The organism is Glutamicibacter sp. AOP12-B1-11 (assembly GCF_052379245.1).
In the GTDB taxonomy this organism is placed as follows: Bacteria; Actinomycetota; Actinomycetes; order Actinomycetales; family Micrococcaceae; genus Glutamicibacter.
On the sequence record NZ_JBQSYL010000008.1, the window covers coordinates 106,739 to 131,649 of the forward strand.

General features: G+C 59.7%; 22 protein-coding genes and 1 tRNA gene. 6 read left to right on the forward strand and 17 right to left on the reverse strand.

Going from position 1 to position 24,911, the window contains the following annotated elements:
• Positions 1-81: 81 nt before the first annotated feature.
• Positions 82-3,534: a pyruvate carboxylase gene (locus tag ACT3UQ_RS06635; RefSeq protein ID WP_105554318.1), complete on the reverse strand. Its 3,453-nt coding sequence runs from the start codon at positions 3,532-3,534 to the stop codon at positions 82-84.
• Positions 3,535-3,883: 349 nt separating this feature from the next.
• On the opposite strand from ACT3UQ_RS06635, the gene ACT3UQ_RS06640 reads away from it, so the two are divergent.
• Positions 3,884-4,705, forward strand: a complete 822-nt coding sequence (locus ACT3UQ_RS06640) for a ParA family protein (protein WP_105554356.1) — start codon at positions 3,884-3,886, stop codon at positions 4,703-4,705.
• 82 nt (positions 4,706-4,787) lie between these two features.
• On the opposite strand, the gene ACT3UQ_RS06645 is transcribed toward ACT3UQ_RS06640, so the two are convergent.
• From ACT3UQ_RS06645 to ACT3UQ_RS06660, 4 genes are all read right to left on the reverse strand, one after another.
• The gene (locus tag ACT3UQ_RS06645; protein WP_096284180.1) at positions 4,788-5,378 is read right to left on the reverse strand and encodes a MerR family transcriptional regulator; all 591 of its coding nucleotides are present in this window, start codon (positions 5,376-5,378) and stop codon (positions 4,788-4,790) included.
• Between the two features lie 200 nt (positions 5,379-5,578).
• Positions 5,579-6,061, reverse strand: coding sequence for a bifunctional nuclease family protein (locus ACT3UQ_RS06650; RefSeq protein WP_105554319.1), 483 nt, complete (start codon positions 6,059-6,061; stop codon positions 5,579-5,581).
• Positions 6,062-6,101: 40 nt separating this feature from the next.
• Positions 6,102-6,857 carry a transcriptional regulator FtsR gene (gene ftsR / locus ACT3UQ_RS06655; RefSeq protein ID WP_105554320.1) on the reverse strand — a complete coding sequence of 252 codons (756 nt, stop codon included), beginning with the start codon at positions 6,855-6,857 and terminating at the stop codon, positions 6,102-6,104.
• A gap of 75 nt (positions 6,858-6,932) precedes the next feature.
• The gene (locus ACT3UQ_RS06660; RefSeq protein ID WP_105554321.1) at positions 6,933-7,385 is read right to left on the reverse strand and encodes an FHA domain-containing protein; all 453 of its coding nucleotides are present in this window, start codon (positions 7,383-7,385) and stop codon (positions 6,933-6,935) included.
• A 460-nt stretch (positions 7,386-7,845) separates the two neighbouring features.
• Here ACT3UQ_RS06660 and ACT3UQ_RS06665 point away from each other — a divergent pair, with 460 nt between their 5' ends.
• The gene (locus ACT3UQ_RS06665; protein ID WP_146112498.1) at positions 7,846-8,148 is read left to right on the forward strand and encodes a hypothetical protein; all 303 of its coding nucleotides are present in this window, start codon (positions 7,846-7,848) and stop codon (positions 8,146-8,148) included.
• Positions 8,145-8,519 carry a DUF488 domain-containing protein gene (locus ACT3UQ_RS06670; RefSeq protein ID WP_258133714.1) on the forward strand — a complete coding sequence of 125 codons (375 nt, stop codon included), beginning with the start codon at positions 8,145-8,147 and terminating at the stop codon, positions 8,517-8,519. Before ACT3UQ_RS06665 ends, ACT3UQ_RS06670 begins: the two co-directional genes overlap by 4 nt.
• 244 nt (positions 8,520-8,763) lie before the next feature.
• Here the strand turns inward: ACT3UQ_RS06670 and ACT3UQ_RS06675 are convergent, their stop codons facing one another.
• The 11 genes from ACT3UQ_RS06675 to ACT3UQ_RS06725 form a co-directional block, all read right to left on the reverse strand.
• The gene (locus tag ACT3UQ_RS06675; RefSeq protein WP_105650710.1) at positions 8,764-10,653 is read right to left on the reverse strand and encodes an FAD-binding monooxygenase; all 1,890 of its coding nucleotides are present in this window, start codon (positions 10,651-10,653) and stop codon (positions 8,764-8,766) included.
• A gap of 247 nt (positions 10,654-10,900) precedes the next feature.
• Positions 10,901-12,613, reverse strand: a complete 1,713-nt coding sequence (locus ACT3UQ_RS06680; protein WP_105570096.1) for an ABC-F family ATP-binding cassette domain-containing protein — start codon at positions 12,611-12,613, stop codon at positions 10,901-10,903.
• Positions 12,614-12,878: 265 nt separating this feature from the next.
• Complete coding sequence (locus ACT3UQ_RS06685) at positions 12,879-13,730, reverse strand: PhzF family phenazine biosynthesis protein (protein ID WP_444636741.1); 852 nt, start codon at positions 13,728-13,730, stop codon at positions 12,879-12,881.
• A 111-nt stretch (positions 13,731-13,841) separates the two neighbouring features.
• A tRNA-Pro gene (locus ACT3UQ_RS06690) sits at positions 13,842-13,918 on the reverse strand.
• Positions 13,919-14,019: 101 nt separating this feature from the next.
• Positions 14,020-15,552 carry a ribosome biogenesis GTPase Der gene (gene der / locus ACT3UQ_RS06695; RefSeq protein WP_105554326.1) on the reverse strand — a complete coding sequence of 511 codons (1,533 nt, stop codon included), beginning with the start codon at positions 15,550-15,552 and terminating at the stop codon, positions 14,020-14,022.
• Between the two features lie 103 nt (positions 15,553-15,655).
• Positions 15,656-16,354, reverse strand: coding sequence for a (d)CMP kinase (gene cmk / locus ACT3UQ_RS06700; RefSeq protein ID WP_105554327.1), 699 nt, complete (start codon positions 16,352-16,354; stop codon positions 15,656-15,658).
• Complete coding sequence (locus ACT3UQ_RS06705) at positions 16,336-17,439, reverse strand: prephenate dehydrogenase (RefSeq protein ID WP_105554328.1); 1,104 nt, start codon at positions 17,437-17,439, stop codon at positions 16,336-16,338. The genes cmk and ACT3UQ_RS06705 overlap by 19 nt, the downstream gene beginning before the upstream one ends.
• Before the next feature lie 3 nt (positions 17,440-17,442).
• A complete protein-coding gene (locus ACT3UQ_RS06710; protein WP_105554329.1) occupies positions 17,443-18,711 on the reverse strand; it encodes a pseudouridine synthase in 1,269 nt (422 codons plus the stop codon).
• A gap of 99 nt (positions 18,712-18,810) precedes the next feature.
• The gene (gene scpB / locus ACT3UQ_RS06715) at positions 18,811-19,401 is read right to left on the reverse strand and encodes an SMC-Scp complex subunit ScpB (protein WP_096284271.1); all 591 of its coding nucleotides are present in this window, start codon (positions 19,399-19,401) and stop codon (positions 18,811-18,813) included.
• Positions 19,394-20,269: a segregation and condensation protein A gene (locus ACT3UQ_RS06720; protein ID WP_105570094.1), complete on the reverse strand. Its 876-nt coding sequence runs from the start codon at positions 20,267-20,269 to the stop codon at positions 19,394-19,396. The genes scpB and ACT3UQ_RS06720 overlap by 8 nt, the downstream gene beginning before the upstream one ends.
• A complete protein-coding gene (locus ACT3UQ_RS06725; protein WP_176484102.1) occupies positions 20,269-21,126 on the reverse strand; it encodes a ParA family protein in 858 nt (285 codons plus the stop codon). The genes ACT3UQ_RS06720 and ACT3UQ_RS06725 overlap by 1 nt, the downstream gene beginning before the upstream one ends.
• A 477-nt stretch (positions 21,127-21,603) precedes the next feature.
• On the opposite strand from ACT3UQ_RS06725, the gene ACT3UQ_RS06730 reads away from it, so the two are divergent.
• The 3 genes from ACT3UQ_RS06730 (at position 21,604) to ACT3UQ_RS06740 (ending at position 23,243) form a co-directional block, all read left to right on the forward strand.
• On the forward strand, positions 21,604-22,188 hold the full coding sequence (locus ACT3UQ_RS06730) for a TIGR03086 family metal-binding protein (protein WP_105570093.1): 585 nt from the start codon (positions 21,604-21,606) through the stop codon (positions 22,186-22,188).
• Positions 22,189-22,284: 96 nt separating this feature from the next.
• Positions 22,285-22,635, forward strand: coding sequence for a VOC family protein (locus tag ACT3UQ_RS06735; protein WP_105554332.1), 351 nt, complete (start codon positions 22,285-22,287; stop codon positions 22,633-22,635).
• Between the two features lie 152 nt (positions 22,636-22,787).
• Positions 22,788-23,243 (forward strand): hypothetical protein, encoded by a 456-nt coding sequence (locus ACT3UQ_RS06740; protein ID WP_105554333.1) that lies wholly within the window; start codon positions 22,788-22,790, stop codon positions 23,241-23,243.
• A gap of 214 nt (positions 23,244-23,457) precedes the next feature.
• Here ACT3UQ_RS06740 and ACT3UQ_RS06745 read toward each other — a convergent pair whose 3' ends face one another.
• Positions 23,458-24,759: a cation:dicarboxylate symporter family transporter gene (locus ACT3UQ_RS06745; protein WP_444636745.1), complete on the reverse strand. Its 1,302-nt coding sequence runs from the start codon at positions 24,757-24,759 to the stop codon at positions 23,458-23,460.
• Between the last annotated feature and the right edge of the window lie 152 nt (positions 24,760-24,911).

Here is a 24,911-nt window from a genome sequence, read left to right on the forward strand (position 1 = left end):
TGCAAAGGTGTGGCCCCAAGGACCAGTTCAAAGTCCCCGGGGCCACACCTATTGCTCAGCGAATGCTGCGCCTTCGTTGACTTACTTTGGTTCGATGACGAGCAGCAGATCGCCGCCCTGCACCTGGCTGGTTCCGTCCAACGTTACCTGCGAAACGACACCCGAAGCGTTGGCCGTGATGCCAGCTTCCATCTTCATCGCTTCGATGGTTGCTACCGATTGCCCTGCTTCGATCAAGTCGCCGACCTTGACGTTGACCGTCACGGCGCCGGCGAACGGTGCCGCCACGTGGCCCGAATTGGTCGGATCGGCCTTTGCCGCACTCTTCACCGTCGACTCGACCGATTCGTCACGCACCTTGATCTGGCGCGACTGGCCATTGAGCGAGAACACCACGGTGCGCAAGCCCTTCTCATCAGCTTCGGATACCGAGATCAGCTTCACCAGCAGGCGCACACCGGTACCAAGGGACACCACGCGCTCAACCTCTGGGGTCAGGCCGAATAGGTAGTCGCGGGTGTGCAGCACGGACAGGTCGCCGTAGTTCTCCAGGGACTTCTCGAAGTCGCGCGTCGGACCGGCAAAGAGCAAGCGGTTCAAGGTCGCGCGGATCGTCTCGTCGTCGGCATTGAGCGCCGCCGAGTCTTCGTCCGAGAGCTCTTCAACGCGTGGGCGCACGCTGCGGCCCTGCAATGCCTTCGTGCGGAATGGCTCTGGCCAGCCACCCGGAGGATTGCCCAGCTCACCCGAGAGGAACTGGATGACCGAATCCGGGATGTCGAAGTTCTGCGGATTGGCTTCGAAATCTGCCGCCGGAACGCCGGAGCCGACCAGCTGCAATGCCAGATCGCCGACAACCTTGGAAGACGGGGTCACCTTGACCACGTTTCCGAGCATGGCGTTGACCGAGGCATACATGGATTCGATGGCCTCAAAACGTTCGCCCAGCCCCAGTGCGATGGCCTGCTGACGAAGGTTCGAGAGCTGTCCACCGGGAATTTCATGCTGGTATACGCGCCCGGTTGGTGCAGGCAGCCCGGATTCGAACGGCTTGTACATCGCGCGCACCGCCTCCCAGTACGGTTCCAGCGAGGCTACCGCGTCCAAGGAAAGCCCTGAATCGCGTTCGGTATGCTCAAGCGCTGCCACGAGGGCAGAGGCAGAAGGCTGGCTGGTAGTGCCGGCCATCGCAGCCGAAGCCACATCAACTGCATCCACGCCTGCATCGATCGCTGCCATCAGGGTAGCAAGCTGTCCACCAGAGGTGTCATGGGTATGCAGGTGAACCGGCACGTCGAAGCGTTCGCGCAAAGCGGTGACCAGCTTCTTTGCGGCGGCCGGACGCAGCAGTCCTGCCATATCCTTGATCGCGATAATGTGTGCACCGGCATCGATGATCTGCTGAGCCAGATTCAGGTAGTAGTCAAGGGTGTACAGCTTCTCGTTGGAATCGAGCAGGTTGCCGGTGTAGCACAGGGCCACCTCGGCGACGGCGGTTCCGGTTTCGCGCACAGCCTTGATGGCCGGAGCCATCTGCGAGACGTCATTCAACGCATCGAAGATGCGGAAGATGTCGATGCCACTCTTCGCGGCCTGCTTTACGAACGCGTCGGTAACCTCGGTGGGGTACGGGGTATAACCTACGGTATTGCGGCCACGCAGCAGCATCTGCAGCGGGATATTCGGCAGTTCGGCACGCAGCAGTTCTAGACGCTTCCATGGATCTTCGCCCAGGAATCGAAGCGAGACATCGTAGGTCGCGCCTCCCCAGACTTCCATGGAGAACAACTGCGGCACGGTATGCGCGTAGGCAGGCGCAGCGGCGAGCAGATCGCGGGTACGCACGCGAGTGGCCAGCAATGACTGGTGTGCGTCGCGGAAGGTGGTGTCGGTAACGCCCACGGCCTTCGCATCGCGCAGCGCCTTGGCAAAACCTTCGGGCCCCAGATCCAGCAGCTTCTGACGCCAGCCAGCTGGAGCTGCTACCGATTTCGAAGGGCCGTCGAATGGCGAACGCTCCGGCTCCGAGGATTTGTCCCCCGGGAAGCTCGGAAGCTTCTTGCGTGGATCGATGCCATCGATTCGTTCGCCGTTCGGCTTGTTGACGGTCACGTGAGCCAGGTAGTTCAGCGCCTTGGTGCCGCGGTCCTGAGATTCGTTGCCGGTCAGCAGATCCGGGCGCGAGTCAATGAAGTCGGTCGCGACGTCTCCGGCGATGAACTGTGGATCGTTGAGAACATTCTGGATGAACGGAATGTTGGTGGCCACACCACGGACGCGGAATTCGGCCAGCGCACGTCGTGCCCGCGCTACGGCGGTCTTGTAGTCGCGGCCACGACAGGTGAGCTTAACCAGCATGGAGTCAAAGTGCGGGGAAACTTCTGCGCCTGCGTAGATGGTGCCGCCATCAAGACGCACGCCGGAACCACCAGCAGAACGGTAAACGGTAATGGTTCCCACATCTGGTCGGAAGCCATTTGCCGGGTCCTCAGTGGTGATGCGCGACTGCAGCGCCCAACCACGAACCTCGATGTTGTCCTGGCTGATGTCAAGATCGCTCAGCGATTCACCGGAGGCGATACGCATCTGAGCCTGTACGAGGTCAATATCAGTGACTTCTTCGGTCACCGTGTGCTCCACCTGGATACGTGGGTTCATTTCGATGAACACGTGCTGTCCTGCCCGCTCACCGACGGTATCAACCAGGAATTCGACGGTACCAGCGTTCTGGTAACCCAGGGTCTGCGCAAACTTCACGGCGTCACGGAACAGCGCCTGACGGATGGACTCATCCAGGTTCGGTGCCGGAGCGATCTCGACGACCTTTTGATGACGGCGCTGCAAGGAGCAGTCACGCTCGTGCAGGTGCACCACGTTGCCCTGCTCATCGGCGAGGATCTGCACCTCGATGTGACGCGGGCGAAGGACTGCCTGCTCAAGGAAGACGGTCGGATCGCCAAAGGCGGTACCGGCTTCGCGCATTGCCGCACCCATTAGCTCGGGCAGGTCTTCGCGCTTGTCGACACGGCGCATGCCGCGGCCGCCACCGCCAGCAACTGCCTTGACGAAGATCGGGAAGCCAATGCGGTCGGCCTCGGCTAGGAGGAAGTCAACATCGTCGCTCGGTTCGGAGGATTCCAATACCGGGATGCCGGCCTTGCGCGCTGCCTTCAGCGCAGCGACCTTGTTTCCGGCCAGCTCAAGCACGTCCGCCTTTGGACCGATGAACTTAATACCGTTTTCTGCAGCCTTGCGGGCCAGGTCTGGGTTCTCCGAAAGGAATCCGTAACCTGGGTAAATCGCGTCTGCGCCGGCTTCCTTGGCGACGCGGACGATTTCGTCAATGTCCAGGTAGGCGCGAACCGGGTGGCCCTCTTCGCCAATCTGGTAGGCCTCTCCCGCTTTCTGGCGGTGGATCGAGTTACGATCTTCATATGGGTAGACGGCAATTGTTTTTGCGCCTAGTTCGTAACCAGCGCGGAAAGCACGAATTGCAATCTCACCGCGGTTGGCGACCAAGATTTTCTCAAACATAGTTTCCCTACATCGATTCAGCACACCCATTTGGAAGACGGGGGAACGTCCTTCGTGGGACGCTTTGTTCCCGTTTTCCCGGGTGTAGGGCCTCGCATAACGGATATTTTTAACCGCTGCTGTGGATACCCTACCGTGACGGGGTGCACAATTACCAAACATTTCGCCCAGTGGTCTGACCACATGACTTTCTAGCGTCCGCATGCTGTTTTTATGACATAGTTACATTCGTGCTAAAAATCCCACGTTGCGGAGTCGGGGAAATACCGCGTGGCACACTATGATAAAGAGAGACTAAATATTCGGTGGGACGTTTAATCAGCAAGCAGTGAAAGGCGTGGTCTGGTCCGTGCATGTAGTGAGCATCAGCAGCCTCAAGGGTGGCGTAGGAAAAACCTCCGTAACACTCGGATTGGCCTCAGCAGCACTCGCAGCCGGAATTCCGACGCTCGTGATCGATTTAGATCCGCATGCAGACGCGAGCACCGGCTTAGGCGCCCGAGCCAACGGCAAACAGCCAATTGGGCAAATGCTCAAGAATGTTCGCCGTGCGCGACTTCAAGATAATGTCGCAGCCAGCGCATGGCAGTCAAAAGCTGCCGAGAAGAAATCGCGCACCCGAATTCCGGTACTCGATGTCGCCGTGGGCGACGCGTTCACCGGAATTTATGATCGACCAGATCTTCGTACACGAGATTTGCGTCGCCTCTCGCAGCTATTGAGCCGCACCAGCGGATACCAGCTAGTACTTATCGATTGCCCACCATCGCTTAACGGTCTAACCCGCATGGCGTGGAGCGCTTCAGATCAGTTATTGCTCGTCGCTGAGCCTAGCTTGTTCTCAGTAGCTGGAACCGAACGCACACAGCGAGCACTTGAACTCTTCCGCCGCGAATTCGCTCCGTCCCTGGGCCCGGTTAGCGTGGTAGCCAACCGTGTGCGCAAGGATTCTGCCGAGCATACGTTCCGAGTGAACGAGATGCGCCAGATGTTCGGCGATTCCATGGTGAAGCCGGAGATCCCCGAGCACCCAGAATGGCAGCAGATTCAGGGCGCAGCATATTCGGTACATCAGTGGCCAAGCAAGGCCACTGCCCCCATGCTTTCTCAGTTCGATGCGCTACTCAAGGACCTCATGTCCACGGCGCCGACACAGAACGCACAGTCCTAGGGTTTAGAAACAAGAAAGCTTCGGCTCGAACAAACTTATGGAAGTTTGTTCGAGCCGAAGCTTTTGCAATTCTAAGTACTCATCAGCTAACGTTACGGGCGGCCTTAGCAGCGCGTCGTGAAGCGAGCTCATCGGTGACCAACTGGTCCCCCGTGCTTTCCGATGGCAGCATGGCCAGCGTTCCTTCAACTTCGCGCCACACTCGGCCTACGGCGATACCGAAGACGCCTTGACCGGCCTGAACCAAGTCTATGACTTCGTCGGCACTGGTGCACTCGTAAACCGAAGCGCCATCGCTCATCAAGGTAATCTGAGCCAGATCTTCCACACCACGTTCGCGGAGGTGGCTCACCGCTGTGCGGATCTGCTGCAGCGAGACACCGGTGTCCAATAGGCGCTTAACCACTTTCAGGACCAGGATATCGCGGAACGAATACAACCGCTGAGTACCGGATCCCTTGGCTTCACGAACCGCCGGTTCAACCAGACCAGTACGAGCCCAGTAGTCCAGCTGTCGGTAGGTAATCCCGGCAGCCTTGCATACAACTGGTCCCCGGTAGCCGGCATGTTCATCCAGCTCGGGCAGATCATCGGTGAAGAGCAAACCTTGGGTATTGGATCGCTGAACGCCACCGGTGGTCCCATGGCGAGGACCGGTCTGGCTAGACTCCATCCAAATACTCCTAGCGTATATGCACATTCATTTGAGAGGCCAGAGACTTTCATGCGACTGACCGGTGCGAGTGATGACGAACCTGGTATCGGTCAACAGAAATTTTCTCTATGCTTCGACGGTACGGCTATAAGGGGCGTTGGTCAAAGACCTTCAAGCTTAACTTTAAGGCGTGTCGCAAATGACGAGTGGGAGACGAGCTAGGCGGAGAAATCTTCGGGGTCAATATTGTCAAGGAATTCTCTGAATTCACGCATTTGTTCCTCGGGAAGCTCTTCGTCTTCGGACTCGATTTCGATGGCAACCCCCGCTGATTCCATGACTTCTTCGGTGCACAGGATCGGGCATTGCGTACGTACCGCCAGCGCAACTGCGTCAGAAGACCGCGAGTCGACGCGCTTGCCGTTGGAGAGCACCAGCTCCGCGGTGAAAATTGCATTCTGCACCGAGACGATCTCGATTCGCACAAGTCTCACTTCAAGAGCTTCGAGCATGTTAACTATCAGATCGTGAGTCATCGGTCTTGGCGGGGTGAGCCCCTGTTCCGACATGGCGATAGCGGACGCTTCGGGTGCGCCAATCCAGAGAGGGAGATACAAATTCTGCTCATGACGCTTAAGTAGCAGCAGCGGCTGATTCGATGGAAGCTGAATCCGAATACCGGCAAATTCTAGTTCAAGCATGCACTCCCCCTAGCGTTGCGAACTCGTTCCTGCTATCAGCCTAGCGATCAAGCTGCGAAATCGCACGCTGCACGAGCGCTTCATGAAGCTCTAGGCACTGTCGCGAGATTTCTTGAGCTTCTTCGGTTGCTCTCGCGCGCGCGGAAACTTCAGGCTTTTTCAAGTCCGCACCAATGATGGACTCGATCAAGGAGAACTCGCGTTCTGCAGCGGTACGGAACTGGCGAAGGTGGCGAGGCTCAATACCGTGATTGGAGAGATCGACGGCGGACTTGGTGACCCGCACGCAGTGGGCATCGAATTTGCCCGATTCAGGCTCGACCAGGCCAAAGTTAACTAGCTCATGGACGAGCTCTTCGCTTGCTCCGGTCAGCCCCTGCAGCTCCGCTAGGGAGACAGGACGCGAATGACGGTCGACTGCCTCAACCATATCGCTATTGACTGCCTGCGGCGCTGTGGGCGCTCCACCGGGCAATGCTGCGGGAGCTTCACCACGGTCGATGGCATCGAGATGGTCCTTGATGACCTTTAGCGGCAAGTACTGATCGCGCTGTACTGAGAGAATGAAACGAAGTCGACTCACATCGGAGGCGGAATATTTTCGATATCCGGCCGAGGTGCGCTGCGGGATAATCAATCCCTTGTCCTCCAAGAATCGAATCTTGGAGGCGGTTACCCGTGGGAATTCGTCTTTCAGTTCAGAGAGCACCTCGCCGATATTCAGTGCTGCCGCCCTCACGTTCTCGTGGCGTATTGCCTCGAGTCGTGGGCTACGGGCTGCATCAAAGATTGGCAAAGGAGAATCTCCTCAAGTAGTTAAGCGGATTGACAGCCGCTTGCGAGGCTGCCAGGAAACTAGTTCTTCACTAGTTTAAACGTTAGGTACGCTCTGGTAGAAATTCAGACGGAACTTACCGATCTGCACCTGTACCGCGTTAGCCAAAGTCACCGAGTCGATACGGTCGCCGTTGATGTAGGTTCCATTCAATGAACCAATGTCGGTGAGCTTGAAGATGTCGCCAACGCGCTCAAACTTTGCGTGCCGCCGAGAAACCGTAACATCGTCCAAGAAAATGTCCGCATCCGGGTGGCGACCGGCAATGCTGGAATTGGTATCCAGCAGGAAGCGGGCACCCTTATTAGGTCCGGTATGGGCAATCAGTAGCGCAGATCCCTCAGGAAGTGCTGAGACCGCTGCGCGTTCGTCCTCGGACAGGGGATAAATTACCGAGGGCTCTGCAGTCTTGTGAGCTGCCGGCAAGGAGATATTGGTCGTTTCGGAGGCAGACTCGTTGTGCGGGTCAACCGGCCCATGTTCAGACATTTGGGGTCCTCCAAGAAAATTTGCTCTCAAGCTCGCGCTTGACGACCTTCGGTTAAACGGGTGTTTGGTGGTTTGCACCAGACTATCTCCAGATTAGCCTACTCAACGCTCAAGAGATAACACGAAATTACACATTTTCAATGCTTGGCATGCTCAAACGTGCAATGATTCCTGCATGGAAGAGAATTCTAATGCCATTGCACCGGCAACACGCGGAGAATCCGCGCCTACCAATAAGCACTCAAATTGGAAACTACGGCTCGTACTAGGTTCGCTTGCAATTCTCACTATCCTGGCAATTTACGCGATCGCTACGATATTTATGCCGGTATGGTGGGCAACTCGAATTTCCAGCCAAAATATTGGATCAGCCACCGGAGGCTGGATTTCGGGGTTCTCTCTCGGGTTCGTCTTTACATTGATCCCGCTTCTCGTACTTTGGCAGATTCGGTTCCGCAAGTTGAGCTGGCGATGGCGTGGAGTTATTGCGGTCCTGGCAATCATTCTCGCACTGCCCAATTGGCTGACGCTTGGAATCTTCTGGAACGGCTCGGATGCCGCGCAGAAGGCTCAGGCAATTTTGAATACCGGCGCTACCTGGTTCGGCGGCGCCACACTAGTTGGAGCCATCAGCGCCGCAGCCATCTTCTTGGTCATCTTCATTACCTGGATGATCTTGCGTCGACGGGGATCGCGCGTCAAAGATCTTGAAGCGCAGCATGAAGCACAGCGCCGCACAAGCTCACACGATGAAGCACAATGATCGAAAACAACATGACTGACATTCGGCTCAAACGCGCATACATCGACGCTGAAGCATCCGACGGATACCGGGTCTTGGTCGATCGTTTGTGGCCACGCGGGCAGACCAAAGAGAAACTCTGTGTGGAGCGGTGGGCCAAAGGCATCGCACCGTCAAATGAACTACGCAAGTCTTGGCACCACGATCCGGCGCGATTTGATGAGTTCGCGGAGCACTACCGTGAAGAGCTAAACCAGAACCCGGCTATTGACGAATTCTTGGAGCTGGTCGCCGAACACCCCGTCGTTACGTTCATCTTTGCGGCAAAAGACGAGGAAATTAATCACGCGGTGGTGCTTCGTGACTTTCTGCTTGCACAGCTGAAACAGTGACCTCATCTCGGGTCGAGGCTGGCGGAACAAAACATACACCTTCGACACACGCCATATCGGACTCCGAGACTTGCTGCAGATCAAATTTGAATTCCATTGTGCTCCCAAAACAGTGGCGGTTCTTAGCATAGAGAACAGCAAACAAGAACTGAATATTCCGGCAGCAATGACGATTGCCCCGCCACGTGATTCGTGACGGGGCAATCATTGACCTTGGGTAGCCTGATTCGGCTTCGTGAGCAGCCTAGTTCTTCGGAACCAGAACACCGTCGAAGAAGGTCGCCAGCTCGGCCGTCGCATCCAGCGGCAGGATATTAGCAACATACTGATCAGGGCGGACGATCACAATGGCACCGTTAGCCGAGATGTCACGCTTCGCGTAGATATCTGAGCCATCGAGCACCGCGTAGACCTTCTCGTAGTCCATCAGTCCGAACTTGCCGCTGTTAGGACGGAAGACCTTCGGCGCATCATTGAGGTTGAAGGTGGTGTAATCCTGCTGGAAGACGACCTTCACGTCGAAAAGTGAATCAATATCGGCATCAGCCGGGGTGAACTTGACGATTGGTGATTCTGGCGATTCGAGCAGCCACTTCGACAGGTTGGTCACCTTCGAATCGGCACCGGCCACAGCTTGGTCGGCGAACACGTAGATACGGTATCGACCGTCTGCGCGGTGGTGGTGGCCCAAGTGCACAGGATTGTTGTCGCCTAGGCGCATGACCTCAGATGATTTGAAACGCTTGCCGATCGGGAAACCCTTGGCCAAGTCCTGATGATCTTTTTCGCCGGTGAGAATCGAGGGCTGGTATTCGGTCATGAAGCCTGCAGGGAATTCGGCGGTACGCACATAGAATTCAGCGATACCTTCCTTGCCTTCAAATTCTTCAGGCTTGGCCGCCATCAACGAGGACCATTCCTTATCGAAGTCGATCAGGTTCTTTGCGATGACCTGGCGCTCGCCCGAATAGGTGCGCAGCAGCTCTTCGGGCGCCCGGCCGGAGAGCACGTAGCCGAGCTTCCAAGCGAGGTTGAAACCGTCTTGCATGGACACGTTCATGCCCTGGCCGGCCTTGGCCGAGTGGGTGTGGCAAGCGTCGCCGGTGATGAAGACGCGTGGCTCCCGAGTACCGATTTCTTCGACCTGGACATCGTCGAAGCGGTCGGTCAGGCGGTGGCCAACCTCGTAAACGCTGTTCCACGCAACGTCTTTCACCTCAAGCGTGTACGGGTGCAGGATCGCCTTGGCATGCTCGATGACCTGGTCCAAGGTGGTTTCACGGACCTTGCCTTTGTTGTCTTCTGGAACCTCGCCTAGGTCCACATAAAGCCGGAACAGGTTTCCACCCTCGCGAGGGATCAGCAAGATCGAGCCAGCCTGGGAGTGGATGGCGCACTTGGTGCGAATGTCAGGGAAGTCGGTGAGCGCGAGAGTGTCCATAACGCCCCACGCATGGTTTGCTGCGCCGCCGGCGAGTTGCGCGCCGATGGAACGACGCACGCCGCTGCGGGCTCCGTCCGAGCCAACGACGTACTTGGCACGCACAACGCGTTCTTGGCCCTTGGTCTCGCCATCGGTGGAAATCAAGGTGGCCTTGACAGGGTATTCCTCACCGTCATGGACTTCGAGTGTCTTGAATTCCCAGCCGTAGTCTGGGGTGATTCGTGCTGGCGAGTTGTTTGCGTAGTCGGCAAAGTAGTCAATAACGCGAGCCTGGTTCACGATCAGGTGTGGAAATTCGCTAATGCCGTGAGCGTCATCAGGCGTACGGGCGCCGCGGATGATGTTCTCCGGGTTCTTCGGATCCGGCTCCCAGAAGATGGTTTCCTTGATCTGGTACGCCTCGGCGGTGATGTGCTCAGCAAAGCCAAAAGCCTGGAAAGTTTCGACGCTGCGCGCCTGGATGCCGTCGGCCTGGCCGATTTCCAAGCGGTGCGGGCGCCGGTCGATAATGCGCGTGTGCACCTCGGGGAACTGCGAAAGCTGCGCAGCAGTAATGATACCGGCGGGACCAGCACCGACGATCAATACGTCCATCGCGTCCGGAAGGTCGGCCGGTCGGTTGAGACCGGTTCCGGCGGCCGGCTCGATGCGTGGGTCGCCCGATACATATCCATTGTGGTGAAACTGCACAGCTTCATCCTCACTTCTCTGTGAACGCTTTGGCTCAAAACTTAGGTGTTCTATAATCGAACGTTAGATTCGCATATCGCACACTAACTATAAGTGAACTGTGAACGTCGACACAAGCCGAGATTACGCACATCTCACCTTTACCTAAGTCACTGGCTCAAAATCTACGCCGATAAAGCATTTCTGGATACACCCATTCCGACCCTCGCCCTGGTGTACCACCGTCCGTGAAGTGCCTTCGCCGCCCTCAGCGGACTTCGGTAACGATCCCGCCCGGTGCAACAAGCAGGCGCCGCACTTGGCAGGACTCGAAGAGTTTTTGCTGCCAACGCCGATCGTGTGTCACCGTGATGACGGTTCCGGCATAGTCGGCAAGGGCTTCTTCCACGCTTTCCACGAGTTCTGGAGACAGATGGTTCGTCGGTTCATCGAGCAATAGCAGCTCAGCCCCGCTAGACAGGGCGACCGCCAATTCCAACCGGCGCTGTTGACCCACCGAAAGGCTTTGCGGATGGCGTGAGAAATCCTGCGGCTCGAAAAGCCCCAAGTGCGCCAGCTTTACCCATGCTTGCGGTACATACTCGTCAATTGCCAAGGCAAAAGCTTCAACGACGCTTTGCCCGGGCAGAGCGCATAACTCCTGCCGCAACCATTGCACGCTCAAATGCGATGCGCGCGCCACGAGTCCATGGTCTATTGGAAGTTCACCGGCTAGCACTCGCAATAGTGCTGATTTACCCGCCGCGTTGGGCCCTGAGACCAGCCACCGCTCCCCCGTCCTGATGATGAACTTTTCTGCGTTTACCGCCGGCGCCTTACTGCGTGACGCACCATCAACTAAGATCAGCTCTTCGCGGGTCCCACCGTTTTGCTCGGCTGCCTCGGGCAAGGCGAAGTGCAGCTCCTTGGCCGGTTCCACGGCAGGTGCTGCAGTTAGCTCGTTGATACGCGACTTGGCCTGGCGTGTTTTGCTCGTCGAACCATGAGTACGGCTGCGCTGTCGAAAGGAACCGTGCCCAAATCCTGCCTTTTCGCGCTTTCGCGGTACAGCTGACACCCGAGACGCATTTTTGAGCACCAGCTTGCGAGCCCGTTCAAGTTCCTGGCTCCACTGCTCATGTTCGGCAATCAGCCGCTCGCGTTCTCGTTTTTTCTCACTTAAATATCCTAGGTAGCCATCACCGTAGTGCTGTAGCTTTCCCTGATGCACCTGCACGATTTCGTGGGCGAACCTGCGTAAAAACACCCGGTCATGGCTGACGACCACCAGCGCACCGCGATGGGCATGCAAGCTCTGCTCCAGCCATTCCAAGGCGGTATCATCCAAATCATTGGTCGGTTCGTCCAGGAGCAACAGCTGCGCCTCTGCGCACAGCACCGCGGCCAAGGTCAACCGAGACCGTTGGCCGCCAGAAAGGGTCGCCACTGGAGCGTTGCGATCAACTTCGCCGAGGCCAAGCTGTTCCAATGCACGGTTTAGCCGCTGATCCAGCGAGTAGCCTTGGCGTGCTTCATAGAGCTCTGTCACTTGCGACAGCTGAACTAGAAGTCGTGCGGCCTCGTCCTCAGGTGAACGTTCCAAACGTCGGCCAATGGCGGCGAGGAGACGTTCAAGGTCGCGGAAGGTGCGGTGATAGCCGTCGATGGCTTGCTGGACGGTGGCACCGGATACGAACTGTGGATGTTGGCTAGCCATGGCGATACCGCCGGGCACGTGAACGCGTCTTCGCCCGGATGTCGGCGCCAATGTACCGGAAAGCAGCCGCAGCAACGTTGATTTGCCGGCCCCGTTGTCGCCAAGTATGGCAAGTCTTTGGTGTGCGGCCACATGCAGCTCAATCTCCTGCAGCACATCGCGATCGCCGAAGCTGTGGCTGACCTGTTCGAGCGAACATTGGAAGCTTTCGAAGCCGTCGATGGGACGCGGCGGATTTTCTGGATGTTCGGGTTCGCGGGACATGGGGATATCCTCCCTCGCGGACCGAAGCCAAAGGGGGCTATCGGCTACACGGATAGTCGTCGGCTAAGAGCCAAAATGGACCGGGCTCACGAAATAATCCCGGGAATGTCCCGGTATTCGTGCGAAGGATACACCGCGGAGTGTGACTCAACGCGGTGTTCCGGTCTATAAAAACAACGTTCCCATGCATTCCACAGTACGCGTGGACTTCACGGCTGCCAAGGCCGCTACCGATTAAACATCGGTAGCGACCTTGGCCCACACGTCAGAGATCGATCTGTCCCGAGATGGCTACGTGCGTTGCGCCGCCGACCCAAAGCTGGCCGTCGGAGACCGAAATTTCAAGGTGACCGCGTCGATTCATCGCAGTTCCCTGGCGCACCGCGTACGGCGCCTGGGCACGATCGGTATCCAGCATCCACGCTGCGACGGCCGCGTTGAAACTTCCCGTCACCGGATCTTCGCGCATATCGAAACCGTCTTCGGTGAAGAAGGTGCGCACCTCAAAATCTTCCCCTGTCGGGCTCTCTCCCGGCGCTAGGGCACCGATGACTCCGATGTTCCAATCACCTGGGTGGCCAGCGGCATTGGGGTTCAGGCTCAGAACCGTTGCCGCATCGGATAGCTGCAGGCCTACCCACCCCGGGCCGTTGTCCACCCATTGGGCGGCGAGCACGCTTTCGGCGGCGACACCCAAGATCTCGATGACCTGTGCCAGATAGCCTGGCTCGACCTCCCCGGTGCGAGTGGCGGGAGGAGAAACGAAACTGAGCAGGTCATCCTCGATGCGAATCGGCACGAGACCCGCCTCGCATTCGGCAATAATCATTCCCGCCTGGCGCGGTACTCCGCCCTGATCCAACCATGCCCGGGCGGTACCCAAGGTGGGGTGGCCGGCAAAGGGAAGCTCCGTGCTCAGGCTAAAAATTCGGAACCGGTAGTCGGCCTGCCGCGAGGATGGCGGGTAGACAAAGGTGCACTCCGACAAATTCGACCACACCGAATAATCGCGCAGGTCATCGTCGCTCAGTCCCACCGCGTCCAGCACGACGCCTACCGGGTTGCCCTTATAGTGTTGTACGCCAAAGACATCGACCTGTCGGAAACTACGCAGCATGAGTTGGGACCTTTCACCCGAGTATAAAAAATACTAGCGAAAGCCGCGCTCACTTGCGTTTCGACATGCCAAAACCCCGGCGAAAACGTATTTTCGCCGGGGTTTTTCAGCTGGTCGGGCTAACAGGATTTGAACCTGCGACCTCCTGACCCCCAGTCAGGCGCGCTACCAAGCTGCGCCATAGCCCGATGCTCTCGCAGCCGTTATCCCCGCGCCTTTCGGCTCGGGGTGCCGTCTACGAAAAGCTCCTCAATCACCCTACCTCATATGCGGGGTAATTTTCGAACCGTTACCGGGTGCGGCTGCGACGCTCTCGGATACGCATCGAAACTTCGAGCGGAGTGCCTTCGAAACCGAAGGTCTCGCGCAGGCGACGGGCGATGAAGCGGCGGTATCCCGGATCCAGGAATCCGGAGGTGAACAGCACGAACTTCGGCGGACGGGCCGAGGCCTGGGTGCCGAAGAGGATCCGCGGCTGCTTGCCACCGCGCACCGGGTGCGGGTGCGCCGCAACCAGCTCGCCGAGGAACGCGTTGAGCTTGCCGGTCGGAACACGCTTATCCCAGGATTCCAGCGCGGTATGCAACGCCGGAACCATCTTGTCCTTGTGCCAGCCGGTCAGCGCGGACATGTTCATGCGCGGCGCCCACTCGATGTGGGCCAGGTCGCGCTCGATCTCCTGCTCCAGGTAGTAGCGGCGATCCTCGTCCACCTCATCCCACTTGTTGAACACAAGCACCAGCGCGCGGCCGGCGTCGACGGCCAACTGGATGATGCGCACGTCCTGCTCGGAAACGGTTTCGTTCGCGGCCAATAGCACCACCGCAACTTCCGCCTTTTCCAGGGCAGTCTGGGTGCGCAGCGAGGCGTAGTAGTCCGAGCCTTGCGCCATATGCTGGCGGCGGCGGATACCTGCGGTATCCACGAAGCGCCAGACTTCGCCGCCGAGTTCGATGAGCTCATCAACCGGGTCGCGGGTGGTGCCGGCGTAATCGTCGACGACGACACGCTCGGAGCCTGCGAGCTTGTTCAGCAGCGAGCTCTTGCCCACGTTGGGGCGGCCGATCAGCGCGATACGGCGCGGACCGCCCGAAGGGATCACTCCACCGTGGGCGGAGTGCTTGGGCAGCTTCTCCATGACCGCGTCCAGCAGGTCCGCGGTGCCGCGGCCGTGCAGAGCGGAGACCGGCCATGGCTGGCCGAAGCCGAGGCCCCACAGCGTGGCGGCTTCGGCTTCCTGGTTGAAATCGTCGACCTTGTTGGCGACCAGGAAGACCGGCTTGCGCTTCTTGCGCAGCATCTTCACCACTGCCTCGTCGGTCGCGGTGGCACCCACATGGGAGTCGACAACGAAGAGGATCGCATCGGCCACATCGGCGGCGATTTCGGCCTGGTCGGCAACGGAGGCGTGGATGCCCTTGGCATCGTGCTCCCAACCACCGGTGTCAACCACGCTGAACGGGCGGCCCAGCCACTCGGCCGAGTAGGAAACACGGTCACGGGTGACCCCCGGTACGTCTTCCACGACCGCTTCGCGGCGGCCGAGGATGCGGTTGACCAAGGTCGACTTGCCTACGTTGGGGCGTCCGATGATGGCCAGGACCGGTGGGATGACAACGTCTGAATCGTCTTCGGAGTCATCGTCCAGGCCCGAAAGCAGGGCGGAGTCCTCCGCGTCCAGGTCATAGTCTTCGAGGCCGGAGAGCAGGGCGCGGGTACGGATTTCCGCGTCTTCCTCGCTCAGTTCGGCTAGGCGCTCGGCGATATCGTCGTCTACGACCGGGGTGTACTCCCCGTCGTGGGAGGTGTTGTGCTCGCTCATGATTTTCCCTTCAAGGCGATAGGTCCGACCCGTTGTTTCGGGCGGGACGTGAATCTTCATCGGCTCTCGCCGAGGATGGGCGCCGATTATGGCTTAGTTGGTACTACTTTTTCGCAGCCGTGGCGATTGCGTCAAGCACGGCTGCGACGGTCTGCTCAAAATCCAGGTCCGAAGAGTCCACGGTGATGACTCCGTCGGCGGCCTGGGTGAAGTTCACTACCGTCGAATCTTTTTTGTCCCGTTCCAGCACCTGGGCTTGGAGCTGGTTCGCGTCTTGGGTTCCGCCGAGCTGGATTCCGCGGCGGCGCAGGCGCGCTTCCTCGGAAGCGGTCAGCAGGATGCGGGCTTCCGCGTCCGGGGCGACGACGGTGGTGATATCGCGTCCCTCGGCGACGATGCGCGTGTTGGCGGCGATGATTTCGCGCTGCCGGCGCACCAGCTCGGCGCGGGCCTCCAGATTGGTGGCCACCGCCGAAACCTGCTCCGAGATGCGCGGTTCACGAATCGCGTCCGTCACCACGGTATCCCCGATGACCACCTGCTCGCGGTCCGGGTCCACCGAAATCTCCAGCGTCGCCGCGCGCACCGCCTGGGCGATCGCGTCCGCGTCGCTCAGATCGGTTCCCGCTTCGAGCACCGAATAGGTGATCGCCCGGTACATTGCACCGGTATCGAGATAGGCCGCGCCCAGTGCGCGGGCCACGGCCTTGGAGACCGAGGACTTGCCCGAACCGCTGGGTCCGTCGATGGCAACGACAAGGTTCGTCGGGTTAGCTGCGTGCGTCACTGGGCTACTTTCCATCCGTTGTTCGTCAATACGTTTATCAGTTCATCGCGCCGGCCAGGGAGCACCGACACGTCCACCAGGCCAACCTGGTGTCCGGCGGAGTGCTCCATGCGCAGGTCCTCCAGGTTGATCCCCGCTGCCCCGATGTCTGCCATCAGCGCGGCGATCTGCCCCGGCTTGTCATCCACCACGACGGTGACAAGCGCGAAGGCCTGCGGCGGCGCACCGTGCTTGCCCGGAATCCGCGCCTGCCCGGCGTTGCCCTCGCTCATCAGCTGCGACAGATCCAGCAGCGCCCCAGGGCCCTGCGGGTTGTGCAGCGTGTTGATCAGCCGGTCCAGGTCTTCCTTCATCCCCGAGAGGATCGGGATCAGCGCGGTGGCGTTATGCGCGAAAATCTGGATCCACAACTTCTCATCGCTGGCCGCGATGCGGGTCATGTCGCGCAGTCCGTTGCCTGCCAGGCCCAGCTGGTGGGCCTCGGCGTTGAGCAGCCGCGAGGCGATCATCGAGCTGGCTGCCTGCGGGAAGTGGCTGGTCAGCGCGACCGACTCGTCGTGGGTCCGGACATCCATGCGATGCAGGGTCGCCCCCAGATCGATGGCCAGCGCCTCGGCGGTCTTCACGCTGGCCGCGGTAGCCTGCGCATGCGCGCAGATGACCCACGGCATCGAGGTGAACAGCGCCCCGCGCGCGGCGGCCGGACCGGATTTCTCCCGTCCTGCCATCGGGTGGGTTCCCACATAGCGGGCGAGTTCGGCCTCACCCAGCCGCTGGTCGGCGCATACGGCGTCGAGGATCGAGCCCTTCACGCTGGCGATGTCCACCACCGTCGCGTTCGGGTAGGCCAGCAATGCATCGGCCACCAGCGCGGCGGTGACATCCGGCGGAGCGCCGATGACCACCAGCTCCGGGGCGATGCGCGTCTGCGCATCCAGCGGCTGGCCGGCGCCGATGTCCTGGGCCACGCCCGCCGCGGTCGGCGAGATGTCCTGCAGGTAGACCGCCACGCCCTTGGCGCGCAGTCCTAGGCCCACCGATGTGCCCAGCAGTCCGGTGCCGATCACCAGCACCGGGCCGGCAAGGTGAGAGGTGGGCATGGGCTACATCCCCACCATGGCCATCAGGTGTCCGATTTCCTGGTTGCCCAGTGGCCGGATGGTTCCCTGCTTCTGGTCGCCCAGCTGGACCGGTCCGATGCCCACGCGCACCAGGCGCTCTACCGGGTGGCCCACCGCGTCGAACATGCGGCGCACGATGCGGTTGCGGCCCGAGTGCAGGGTCACTTCCACCATCACGGACTTCGGCGTGGTGTCAATCACTTTAAGATCATCAACCTTGATCCAGCCATCTTCCAAGCGGATGCCTTCGCGCAGGGCATTGCTCGCGGCGCGCGAAATCGGGCCGGGAATCTGCACCAGGTAGGTCTTCGGGACCTCGTACTTCGGGTGCTGCAGGCGGTTTGCCAGTTCCCCGTCGTTGGTCAGGATCAGCAGGCCTTCGGTCTTGTAATCCAGGCGCCCGACGTGGAAGAGGCGCAGCGACTCGTGCTCGTGGCGGAAGTAGTCCGCGATGGTGCGACGGCCTTCTGGGTCATCCATGGTGCACATCACGTGCTTCGGCTTGTTGAACACGAAGTACTTGTTCGACTGGTTCAGCTGCAGACGCATGCCATCGACGTGGATCGAGTCTTTTTTCGGATCCACGCGGGCACCGAGTTCGACGACCAGCGAGCCGTTGACCTCGACCCGGCCCTCGGTGATCATCTGTTCGCAGACGCGGCGCGAAGCGACCCCGGCGTTGGCCATGGCCTTCTGCAGACGGATCCCATCCTGGTTTTCGACTCGGTTGGCCTGGTTTTCGACCCGTGCCTGGGCGCGAGCGCGCTGGGTAGGACGAGCGTAGCTGGACTGCACCGAGTTGCCGAAGCGCTCCTTGCCGAAGGCGCGCTCGGAGTTCTTCCCAAAGGCCGCCGAGCTCGACTTATCGCGGCTTTCGCCCGGCTTGCCGGACCTGGTCCCCGGCTTGGAGCCGTAAGGCTTTGCACCGGACGCGTTCTTCGCACCATAGGACTTGTTGCCCTCGGAGCGGTTGCCGTACGACTTCTCGCCGGAGGAACGACCGCCCTCAGAGCGACCACCCTCGGAACGATTGCCATATGACTTGTTGCCCTCGGAGCGGTTGCCGTACGACTTCTCGCCGTAGGAACGACCGCCCTCAGAGCGACCACCCTCGGAACGATTGCCATAGGACTTGTTGTCATCGGAGCGGTTGCCGTACGACTTCTCGCCGTAGGACTTGTTGCCGGCGGACTTGCCGCCGAAGCTCTTGGGGCCACGCGGATTGCGCGGTGCCGAGGAACCCTTGTTCATGGTTCGTACTTCCCTTGTCTGTTACGTATCGCGGGCGCACCGCTCAGCCAAGCGGGACGCATCTGGTGTCCGGTCGGCATCCGTTATATTCGCGGATGCCTAATCGTCGTAGGTTGCCGAATCGAGCGATTCAAGGTCGGCTACTCCGGGAAGATACGGGGAGAGCGCCGGAAGTTCCTCCAGCGTGCCCAGTCCCAGTCGTTCCAAGAAGTACTCGGTAGTTTGGTACAGCGTCGCTCCGCCGTCGCCTATTTCCGGGTACTCCGTGATCAATCCCCGAGTCAGCAGTGTGCGCACCACCGAATCGACGTTAACACCTCGAATCGCCGAAATACGTCCACGCGAGACCGGCTGTCGGTAAGCGATGACAGCCAGGGTTTCTAGGGCGGCCTGCGAAAGGCGTGCTGTTTGCCCGTCGAGCACATAACTGGAGACGAAATCGGCGTAATCGGTCCGCGTATAAAAGCGCCAGCCAGAGGCGACACGGCGTAGTTCAAATCCACGCGGACGATCTTTACCATCATACTCGGTCGCCAGCTCTTCCAAGGTGGTGGCAATCCGGGCTACCGGCAGCTCGAAGATTTCGGCCAAACGTGCCGTTGATACGGGCGAATCGGCGACCATCAGCACCGCTTCGAGCCCCGATTTGAGCCCTCCGGGGAGCTCGTCGATGGGTGCAATCTCACTCATGATCTGGCTCACCAGCACTCCCCTCGTAGCTATCCTGCACCGCTTGGACGTCGAAGTCCTGCTCGCCGGCCAACGAAATCTCCAGCCGGCCCAGCGGATCCTGTTGCGCGAATACGATGACCTTCTGCCTGAACATCTCCAACAATGCCAGAAAACGCACCACCACGACCAACTGTTCGCTGGTGTCTGCGATCAGCGCCGCAAAATCCAAGGTGCCGCGCTCGGTGAGCATCGCGGTGATCGCCTCCGCCTCGGCGCCGATGGTGACATTCGCCCCGTGCAGGTGCGAAAGCCCTACCTCGGTCACCGGCTCTGGCTTCGGGACCAGAGCCGCGGCGGCGAGCTGCGCGAATTTCTCCGGGCCGATGTTGAAGATCAGCTCCGGCAGCAGGGCGGCGAATTGCGGCTCCAGCGACACCTCGCGCGGCCGGCGCGCCGATTCCTCGTGGTAGCGCTGCCCGAGGAATTCTGCGGCGTGCTTAAACGCCTTGTACTGCAGCAGCCGGGCGAAGAGCAGGTCCCGTGCTTCGAGCAGCTCGAAGTCTTCCTCGTCGGCCATTTCGCCGCGCGGCAGCAGCCGGGCCGCCTTGAGATCGAGCAGCGTGGAGGCGACCACCAGGAATTCGGTGGTCTCATCGAGCAGCTTCAGCCCGTCCCCGGCGCCCTGCAGTTCCTTGAGATAGGCGATGAATTCGTCGGTGACCTCGGCCAGCGCCACCTCGGTGATGTCCATTTCGCGCTGCGTGATCAGGTGCAGCAGCACGTCGAAGGGGCCGTTGAAATTTTCCAGTGCAAGCCGAAAACCGCCAGCCGTCTCATCCGTGGTGGATGGGTCGGTGGCGGTTTTTTCGGTGGCCTGCGCGCTCATTAAGGGGCGCCACCACGGTAGATCAGTTCCTTCGCGAGATTCCGGTACGCCACGGCGCCCGGGTGATTGCCCGCATAGGTGGTAATCGGTTCGGCGGCGACATTGGCATCGGCGAATTTGATGGTGCGCTTGATGACCGTCTCGAAGAGCTTGTCCCCGAAGGCTTCCTCCAGGCGGGACATGACCTCGCGGCTGTGCAGGGTGCGGGCGTCGTACATGGTGGCCACCACGCCGTCGACCTCGAGCACCTGATTCAGCCGGTCCTTGACCTTGTCGATGGTTTCCATCAGCAGTGCTACCGCGCGCAGCGCGAAGAATTCTGCGGTCAACGGGATGATCACTCCGTGCGCCGCGGTCAACGCGTTGACGGTCAGCAGCCCCAGGGAGGGCTGGCAGTCGATGAGCACCACGTCGTAGTCGTCGATCACGTTGCGCAGCGCACGTTCCAACGCCTGCTCGCGAGCGACCTCGTTGACCAGCTGCACCTCGGCGGCGGAGAGATCGATATTGGCCGGCAGCAGATCGATATTCTCCACCTCGGTGCTGCGGATCGCATCGGTGATATCGGTTTTGCGGTCCATCAGCACGTTGTAGACGGTCATGTCCAGCTCGTGGGGGTTCATCCCGAAGCCCGCGGAGAGCGCGCCCTGCGGATCGAAGTCCACCAGCAGCACCTTGCGACCGTATTCGGCGAGCGCGGCGGCCAAGTTGATGGTGGAGGTGGTTTTACCCACGCCACCCTTCTGGTTGACCATCGCGATCACCCGCGCCGGGCCGTGCGATGGAAGTTCTTGCGGGGTCGGGAATTCGGTTAGCGGTTTACCGGTGGGACCGAGCGGGCGGGGCTCCTTGAGCATTCCCGTGCCGCGCTGTTTGCTTCCCTGCTGTTCGCTCACGATGGGTGAACCACACTTCCCGTTCGGATCGGACGATGTACTTGGTTAAAGGTTAACGGTTCGGTTCAAAAATTCTCGGGTTTGCGGTTCTCATACGGCGAGCCTTTACCTTGAACCTTAACTCAAATGTTGTAAGGGAGCTGGAAGCCTCTCGGAGTATCAGCTGAAGACGACGACGCGGGCATTTCGCCACCCATGCACCGGCCGGCAGGGCGATGAGCTCAGTGTTCAAGCCGGTGGTCTTCGCAATCAAGGCTCGACGATGGCTGCATCGTGATTCTTTCACGAAATAATTGCCCGTCAACCCATCGGCTCCCCGAACTCCGCATCAGAACATCCGCCGTCTGGCGTTGTTATCGATAAACTGCTTCGGGAAACTTCATCTATGGATGTTGCGCACCCATCGCCACCTGGCCATATGAATCATCTGGAGGAATCATGAGCACACCACAGCAGCTAACCGTGAAACAGCTTGAACGCGCATTGTCCTCGGTCGCGGAACTCATCAAAGGGACTGATGCCGGAGAGCTCTCCGCGCCCACCCCGTGTACCGATTGGACGGTGCGCGAGTTGATCGCGCACCTGGTCGGCATGAACCTCGTCTTTACCGCCCTCATGACCGAGCAGTCACCGCCGCAGCGCACGACCGACGTCCTGGGCGATGATCCGCTCGCCGCTTATCTCGATTCATCCACCCGGCTACTCGCCGCCTTCGATCGCCCCGGAGCCCTTGAACGCAGTTATCAGAGCCCCATGGGTTCGGCCACCGGACAGGAGCGGTTGCAGATACGCATGTACGATCTGCTCGCGCACGGCTGGGACCTTGCCCAAGCCACCGGCCAGCAACTCGAGCCGCTTGAGGACTTGGCCGAACAAGCTTTGCAGTTCGTTCGGCGCCAGCTCGCAGATCAGCCCCGAACCGGGCGCTTCGATCCGGTGCAGGCCATCGCAGATGATGCGCCGGCGATCGAAAGGCTCGTAGCATTCCTTGGCCGTCGCGTCGAAGAAAATCCAACCCCGTAGTTTGAAAACCGCCCGGCTCAAAAGGCTTGCAGCAGTTCAGCTCCCGTGTTCGACTGGAACACCACGGTGCAGAACCCAGCAACGAAGGACAGAGCCATGATCAAAGGAATACTTGCCAATTGCACGGTCACCGATCTTGCACGTGCCGAAGAGTGGTACACCGTCTTATTCGGTCGCGAACCGGATCACCGGCCCATGCCTGGCTTGCTGGAATGGCACCTTGGCGTAGGTTACGGGGTGCAGGTTTGGTCCGAACCTGACCGTGCTGGCAACTCGACCATCGTGCTCGATGAGTCCGACCTCGATGCGGAAGCCGCTCGCCTGCTTGAGACCGGACTCGCGCATCAGGGTCCGCAATTGGGCGGGGGCGCGCATATCCTGCAGTTGGAGGATCCCGACGGAAATCGCGTAGTTCTCGCCGGGGCCCTGGTCATTCCGCTGCCCTGAATGCCGCGGCAGAACGGCCAATTGGCCCAGGCTCGCTGCCCAACTCAGCACAGGTCGGGAGAATCGCGAGAACATCAGCGCACAGTGGAACGATGTTTTATTTCAAGGTTCAACTACTTCAAAGTAATGTCTGCGCTTGTAACACTGAAGGAATGAGAAAATCACTCGCACCCATCGCACTTGCGCTGACCGTAATGCTCGTCGGATGCTCCAGTGCCCCTGCAGCTACCGATAAATCCGCCGAGACAACCGAGGCGCAAGTCATACAAGAAGCGAAACCGGCTGACCTGACCGGGGAATGGAAACAGGTTAACTCCCAAAGTGATGACGCCTTCCAAAGCGCCACCGTTAGCGATGACATGATCAGCATCGATTGGGTGACCAATAACGGCGATACCAAGTCCGTGTATTGGGTCGGCACCTTCGAAGCTCCTGCAAAAGCCGCGGAGTCGTACGTCTGGACTTCGAAACGGGATGAAGCAGCTACCGATAGCGCATTGTTGGCTTCGACTTCGGACACTAAAGAATTCACTTTCAGCGACGAACAGATCAGTTACGAAGCGGGCATGATGGGCACCACTACTACGGTTCGCCTTGCCAAGGACTAATTCAGGGCACTGAGCCCAAGCTCGGTTCGCGATGGGTGCCGGCTGATCATAGATAGACGTCAGCGGCCCAACGCTGGCGGTTGCCTTGGGCGGTCTGTGCCGATGCGCCAGCTCCAATGCCCGGTAGTTCGACGTGGTTTCATGCCAGAAACTAAAAATTCCGCGGTTCCATTTAGAGGAACCGCGGAATTTTTGGGTTATGCGTCTATCGAGACTAGTGGGCGTCTGGATTCATTGAGAGCTCATCGAACGGACGGTCGCCGGCAAGCACGGCGCGGGCCTGCCCCATGTCCAGTTCCTTGGTCCACTTGCCGATCAGCAAGGTGGCCACCGCGTTACCGGTGAAGTTCGTCAGCGCGCGAGCCTCGGACATGAACTTGTCGATACCCACGATCACGCCCATGCCACCAAGCAGTTCCGGACGGTGCGCCTGCAGTCCGGCGGCCAATGTGGCCAGACCCGCACCGGTCACGCCGGCTGCGCCCTTGGAAGCGATAATCATGAACAGCAACAGGCCGACCTGCTGGCCGAGGTTCATCGGCATATCCATGGCGGTGGAGACGAACAGCGCGGACATGGTCAGGTAGATCGCGGTGCCATCGAGGTTGAAGGAGTAGCCGGTTGGCACGGTGATGCCCACTACCGGCTTCGAGACACCGACGTGCTCCATCTTGGCGATCAAGCGCGGCAGCGCCGACTCGGAGGACGAGGTGGAGAAGATCAGCAGGTATTCGCGGGCCAGGTACTTCAGCAGCGAGAAGATGTTCAGGCCGGTGACCAGGCGCAGAATAGTTCCAAGGATTACCACGATGAACACCGCACAGGTCAGGTAGAACGCGCCCATCAGGATGGCCATCGAGCCGATGGCGGCCCAGCCGGTGGCGCCGACCACGGCGGCGATCGCGCCGAAGGCGCCCAGTGGAGCAACCCACATGATCATCATCATGATGCGGAAGACGACCTGCTGAATGCTCTTGATGGCGTTCAGCACCGGCTCGCCCGACTTTCCCATGGACTGCAGCGCGAAGCCGACGATGAGCGCCAGGACCAGGGTCGGCAGCACCGGCAGATCACCGGGGATCAGTTCCAGCAGGAAGGCGACGGTCGGGTTTTCGGCGTCGCCGCCACCGGACTCGTAGGGCTTGAGCTCCAGGCCTTCGCCGGGGTGGATCAGGTTGCCCACCAGCAGGCCCAGGGCCAGCGCGAAGGTCGACATGGTCATGAAGTACAGCAGCGCCAGGCCGCCGACCTTGCCCACGGTGGCTGCTTTGGCGATCGAGCCGATGCCTAGGACAATGGTGCAGAAGATGACCGGTGCGATGATCATCTTGATCAGCGCAACGAAGCCCGTTCCCAGTGGCTTCAGTGCCTTGCCGAGGTCCGGTGCGATCAGCCCGATGGCTGCGCCGAGCACCACGGCGGCGATCACCATGATGTAGAGCCAGTGGGTGCGGTCCTTTTTCTTGACCGGTGCCTGCGACGCAGGGTCCTGCGGAACTTGTTCTGTGACAGCCATGGAGATTCCAGCCTTAATATGCCGAGGGGCCAGCTCAACGTCATCATCGGGCTGGCGCGTAAAATCGTTCTTGTCCCATCGTGCGCGCCAAAGTGATCCGCCTCTCTATTGCGTTCATATTGTTCACACAGCAGAAACTTAAACTTCCCCGA

Bases quoted from the DNA above. Each gene is read 5' to 3' on its own strand.
- ACT3UQ_RS06730 (WP_105570093.1), top strand. From the start codon at position 21,604: ATGAGCACACCACAGCAGCTAACCGTGAAACAGCTTGAACGCGCATTG.
- ACT3UQ_RS06720 (WP_105570094.1), bottom strand. From the start codon at position 20,269: ATGAGCGCGCAGGCCACCGAAAAAACCGCCACCGACCCATCCACCACG.
- ACT3UQ_RS06650 (WP_105554319.1), bottom strand. From the start codon at position 6,061: ATGCTTGAACTAGAATTTGCCGGTATTCGGATTCAGCTTCCATCGAAT.
- ACT3UQ_RS06725 (WP_176484102.1), bottom strand. From the start codon at position 21,126: ATGCTCAAGGAGCCCCGCCCGCTCGGTCCCACCGGTAAACCGCTAACC.
- der (WP_105554326.1), bottom strand. From the start codon at position 15,552: ATGAGCGAGCACAACACCTCCCACGACGGGGAGTACACCCCGGTCGTA.
- ACT3UQ_RS06645 (WP_096284180.1), bottom strand. From the start codon at position 5,378: ATGGAGTCTAGCCAGACCGGTCCTCGCCATGGGACCACCGGTGGCGTT.
- ACT3UQ_RS06740 (WP_105554333.1), top strand. From the start codon at position 22,788: ATGAGAAAATCACTCGCACCCATCGCACTTGCGCTGACCGTAATGCTC.
- ACT3UQ_RS06660 (WP_105554321.1), bottom strand. From the start codon at position 7,385: ATGTCTGAACATGGGCCGGTTGACCCGCACAACGAGTCTGCCTCCGAA.
- scpB (WP_096284271.1), bottom strand. From the start codon at position 19,401: ATGAGTGAGATTGCACCCATCGACGAGCTCCCCGGAGGGCTCAAATCG.
- ACT3UQ_RS06745 (WP_444636745.1), bottom strand. From the start codon at position 24,759: ATGGCTGTCACAGAACAAGTTCCGCAGGACCCTGCGTCGCAGGCACCG.
- ACT3UQ_RS06685 (WP_444636741.1), bottom strand. From the start codon at position 13,730: ATGCTGCGTAGTTTCCGACAGGTCGATGTCTTTGGCGTACAACACTAT.
- ACT3UQ_RS06705 (WP_105554328.1), bottom strand. From the start codon at position 17,439: ATGCCCACCTCTCACCTTGCCGGCCCGGTGCTGGTGATCGGCACCGGA.
- cmk (WP_105554327.1), bottom strand. From the start codon at position 16,354: ATGGAAAGTAGCCCAGTGACGCACGCAGCTAACCCGACGAACCTTGTC.
- ACT3UQ_RS06680 (WP_105570096.1), bottom strand. From the start codon at position 12,613: ATGTCCCGCGAACCCGAACATCCAGAAAATCCGCCGCGTCCCATCGAC.
- ACT3UQ_RS06735 (WP_105554332.1), top strand. From the start codon at position 22,285: ATGATCAAAGGAATACTTGCCAATTGCACGGTCACCGATCTTGCACGT.
- ACT3UQ_RS06670 (WP_258133714.1), top strand. From the start codon at position 8,145: ATGATCGAAAACAACATGACTGACATTCGGCTCAAACGCGCATACATC.
- ACT3UQ_RS06635 (WP_105554318.1), bottom strand. From the start codon at position 3,534: ATGTTTGAGAAAATCTTGGTCGCCAACCGCGGTGAGATTGCAATTCGT.
- ACT3UQ_RS06710 (WP_105554329.1), bottom strand. From the start codon at position 18,711: ATGAACAAGGGTTCCTCGGCACCGCGCAATCCGCGTGGCCCCAAGAGC.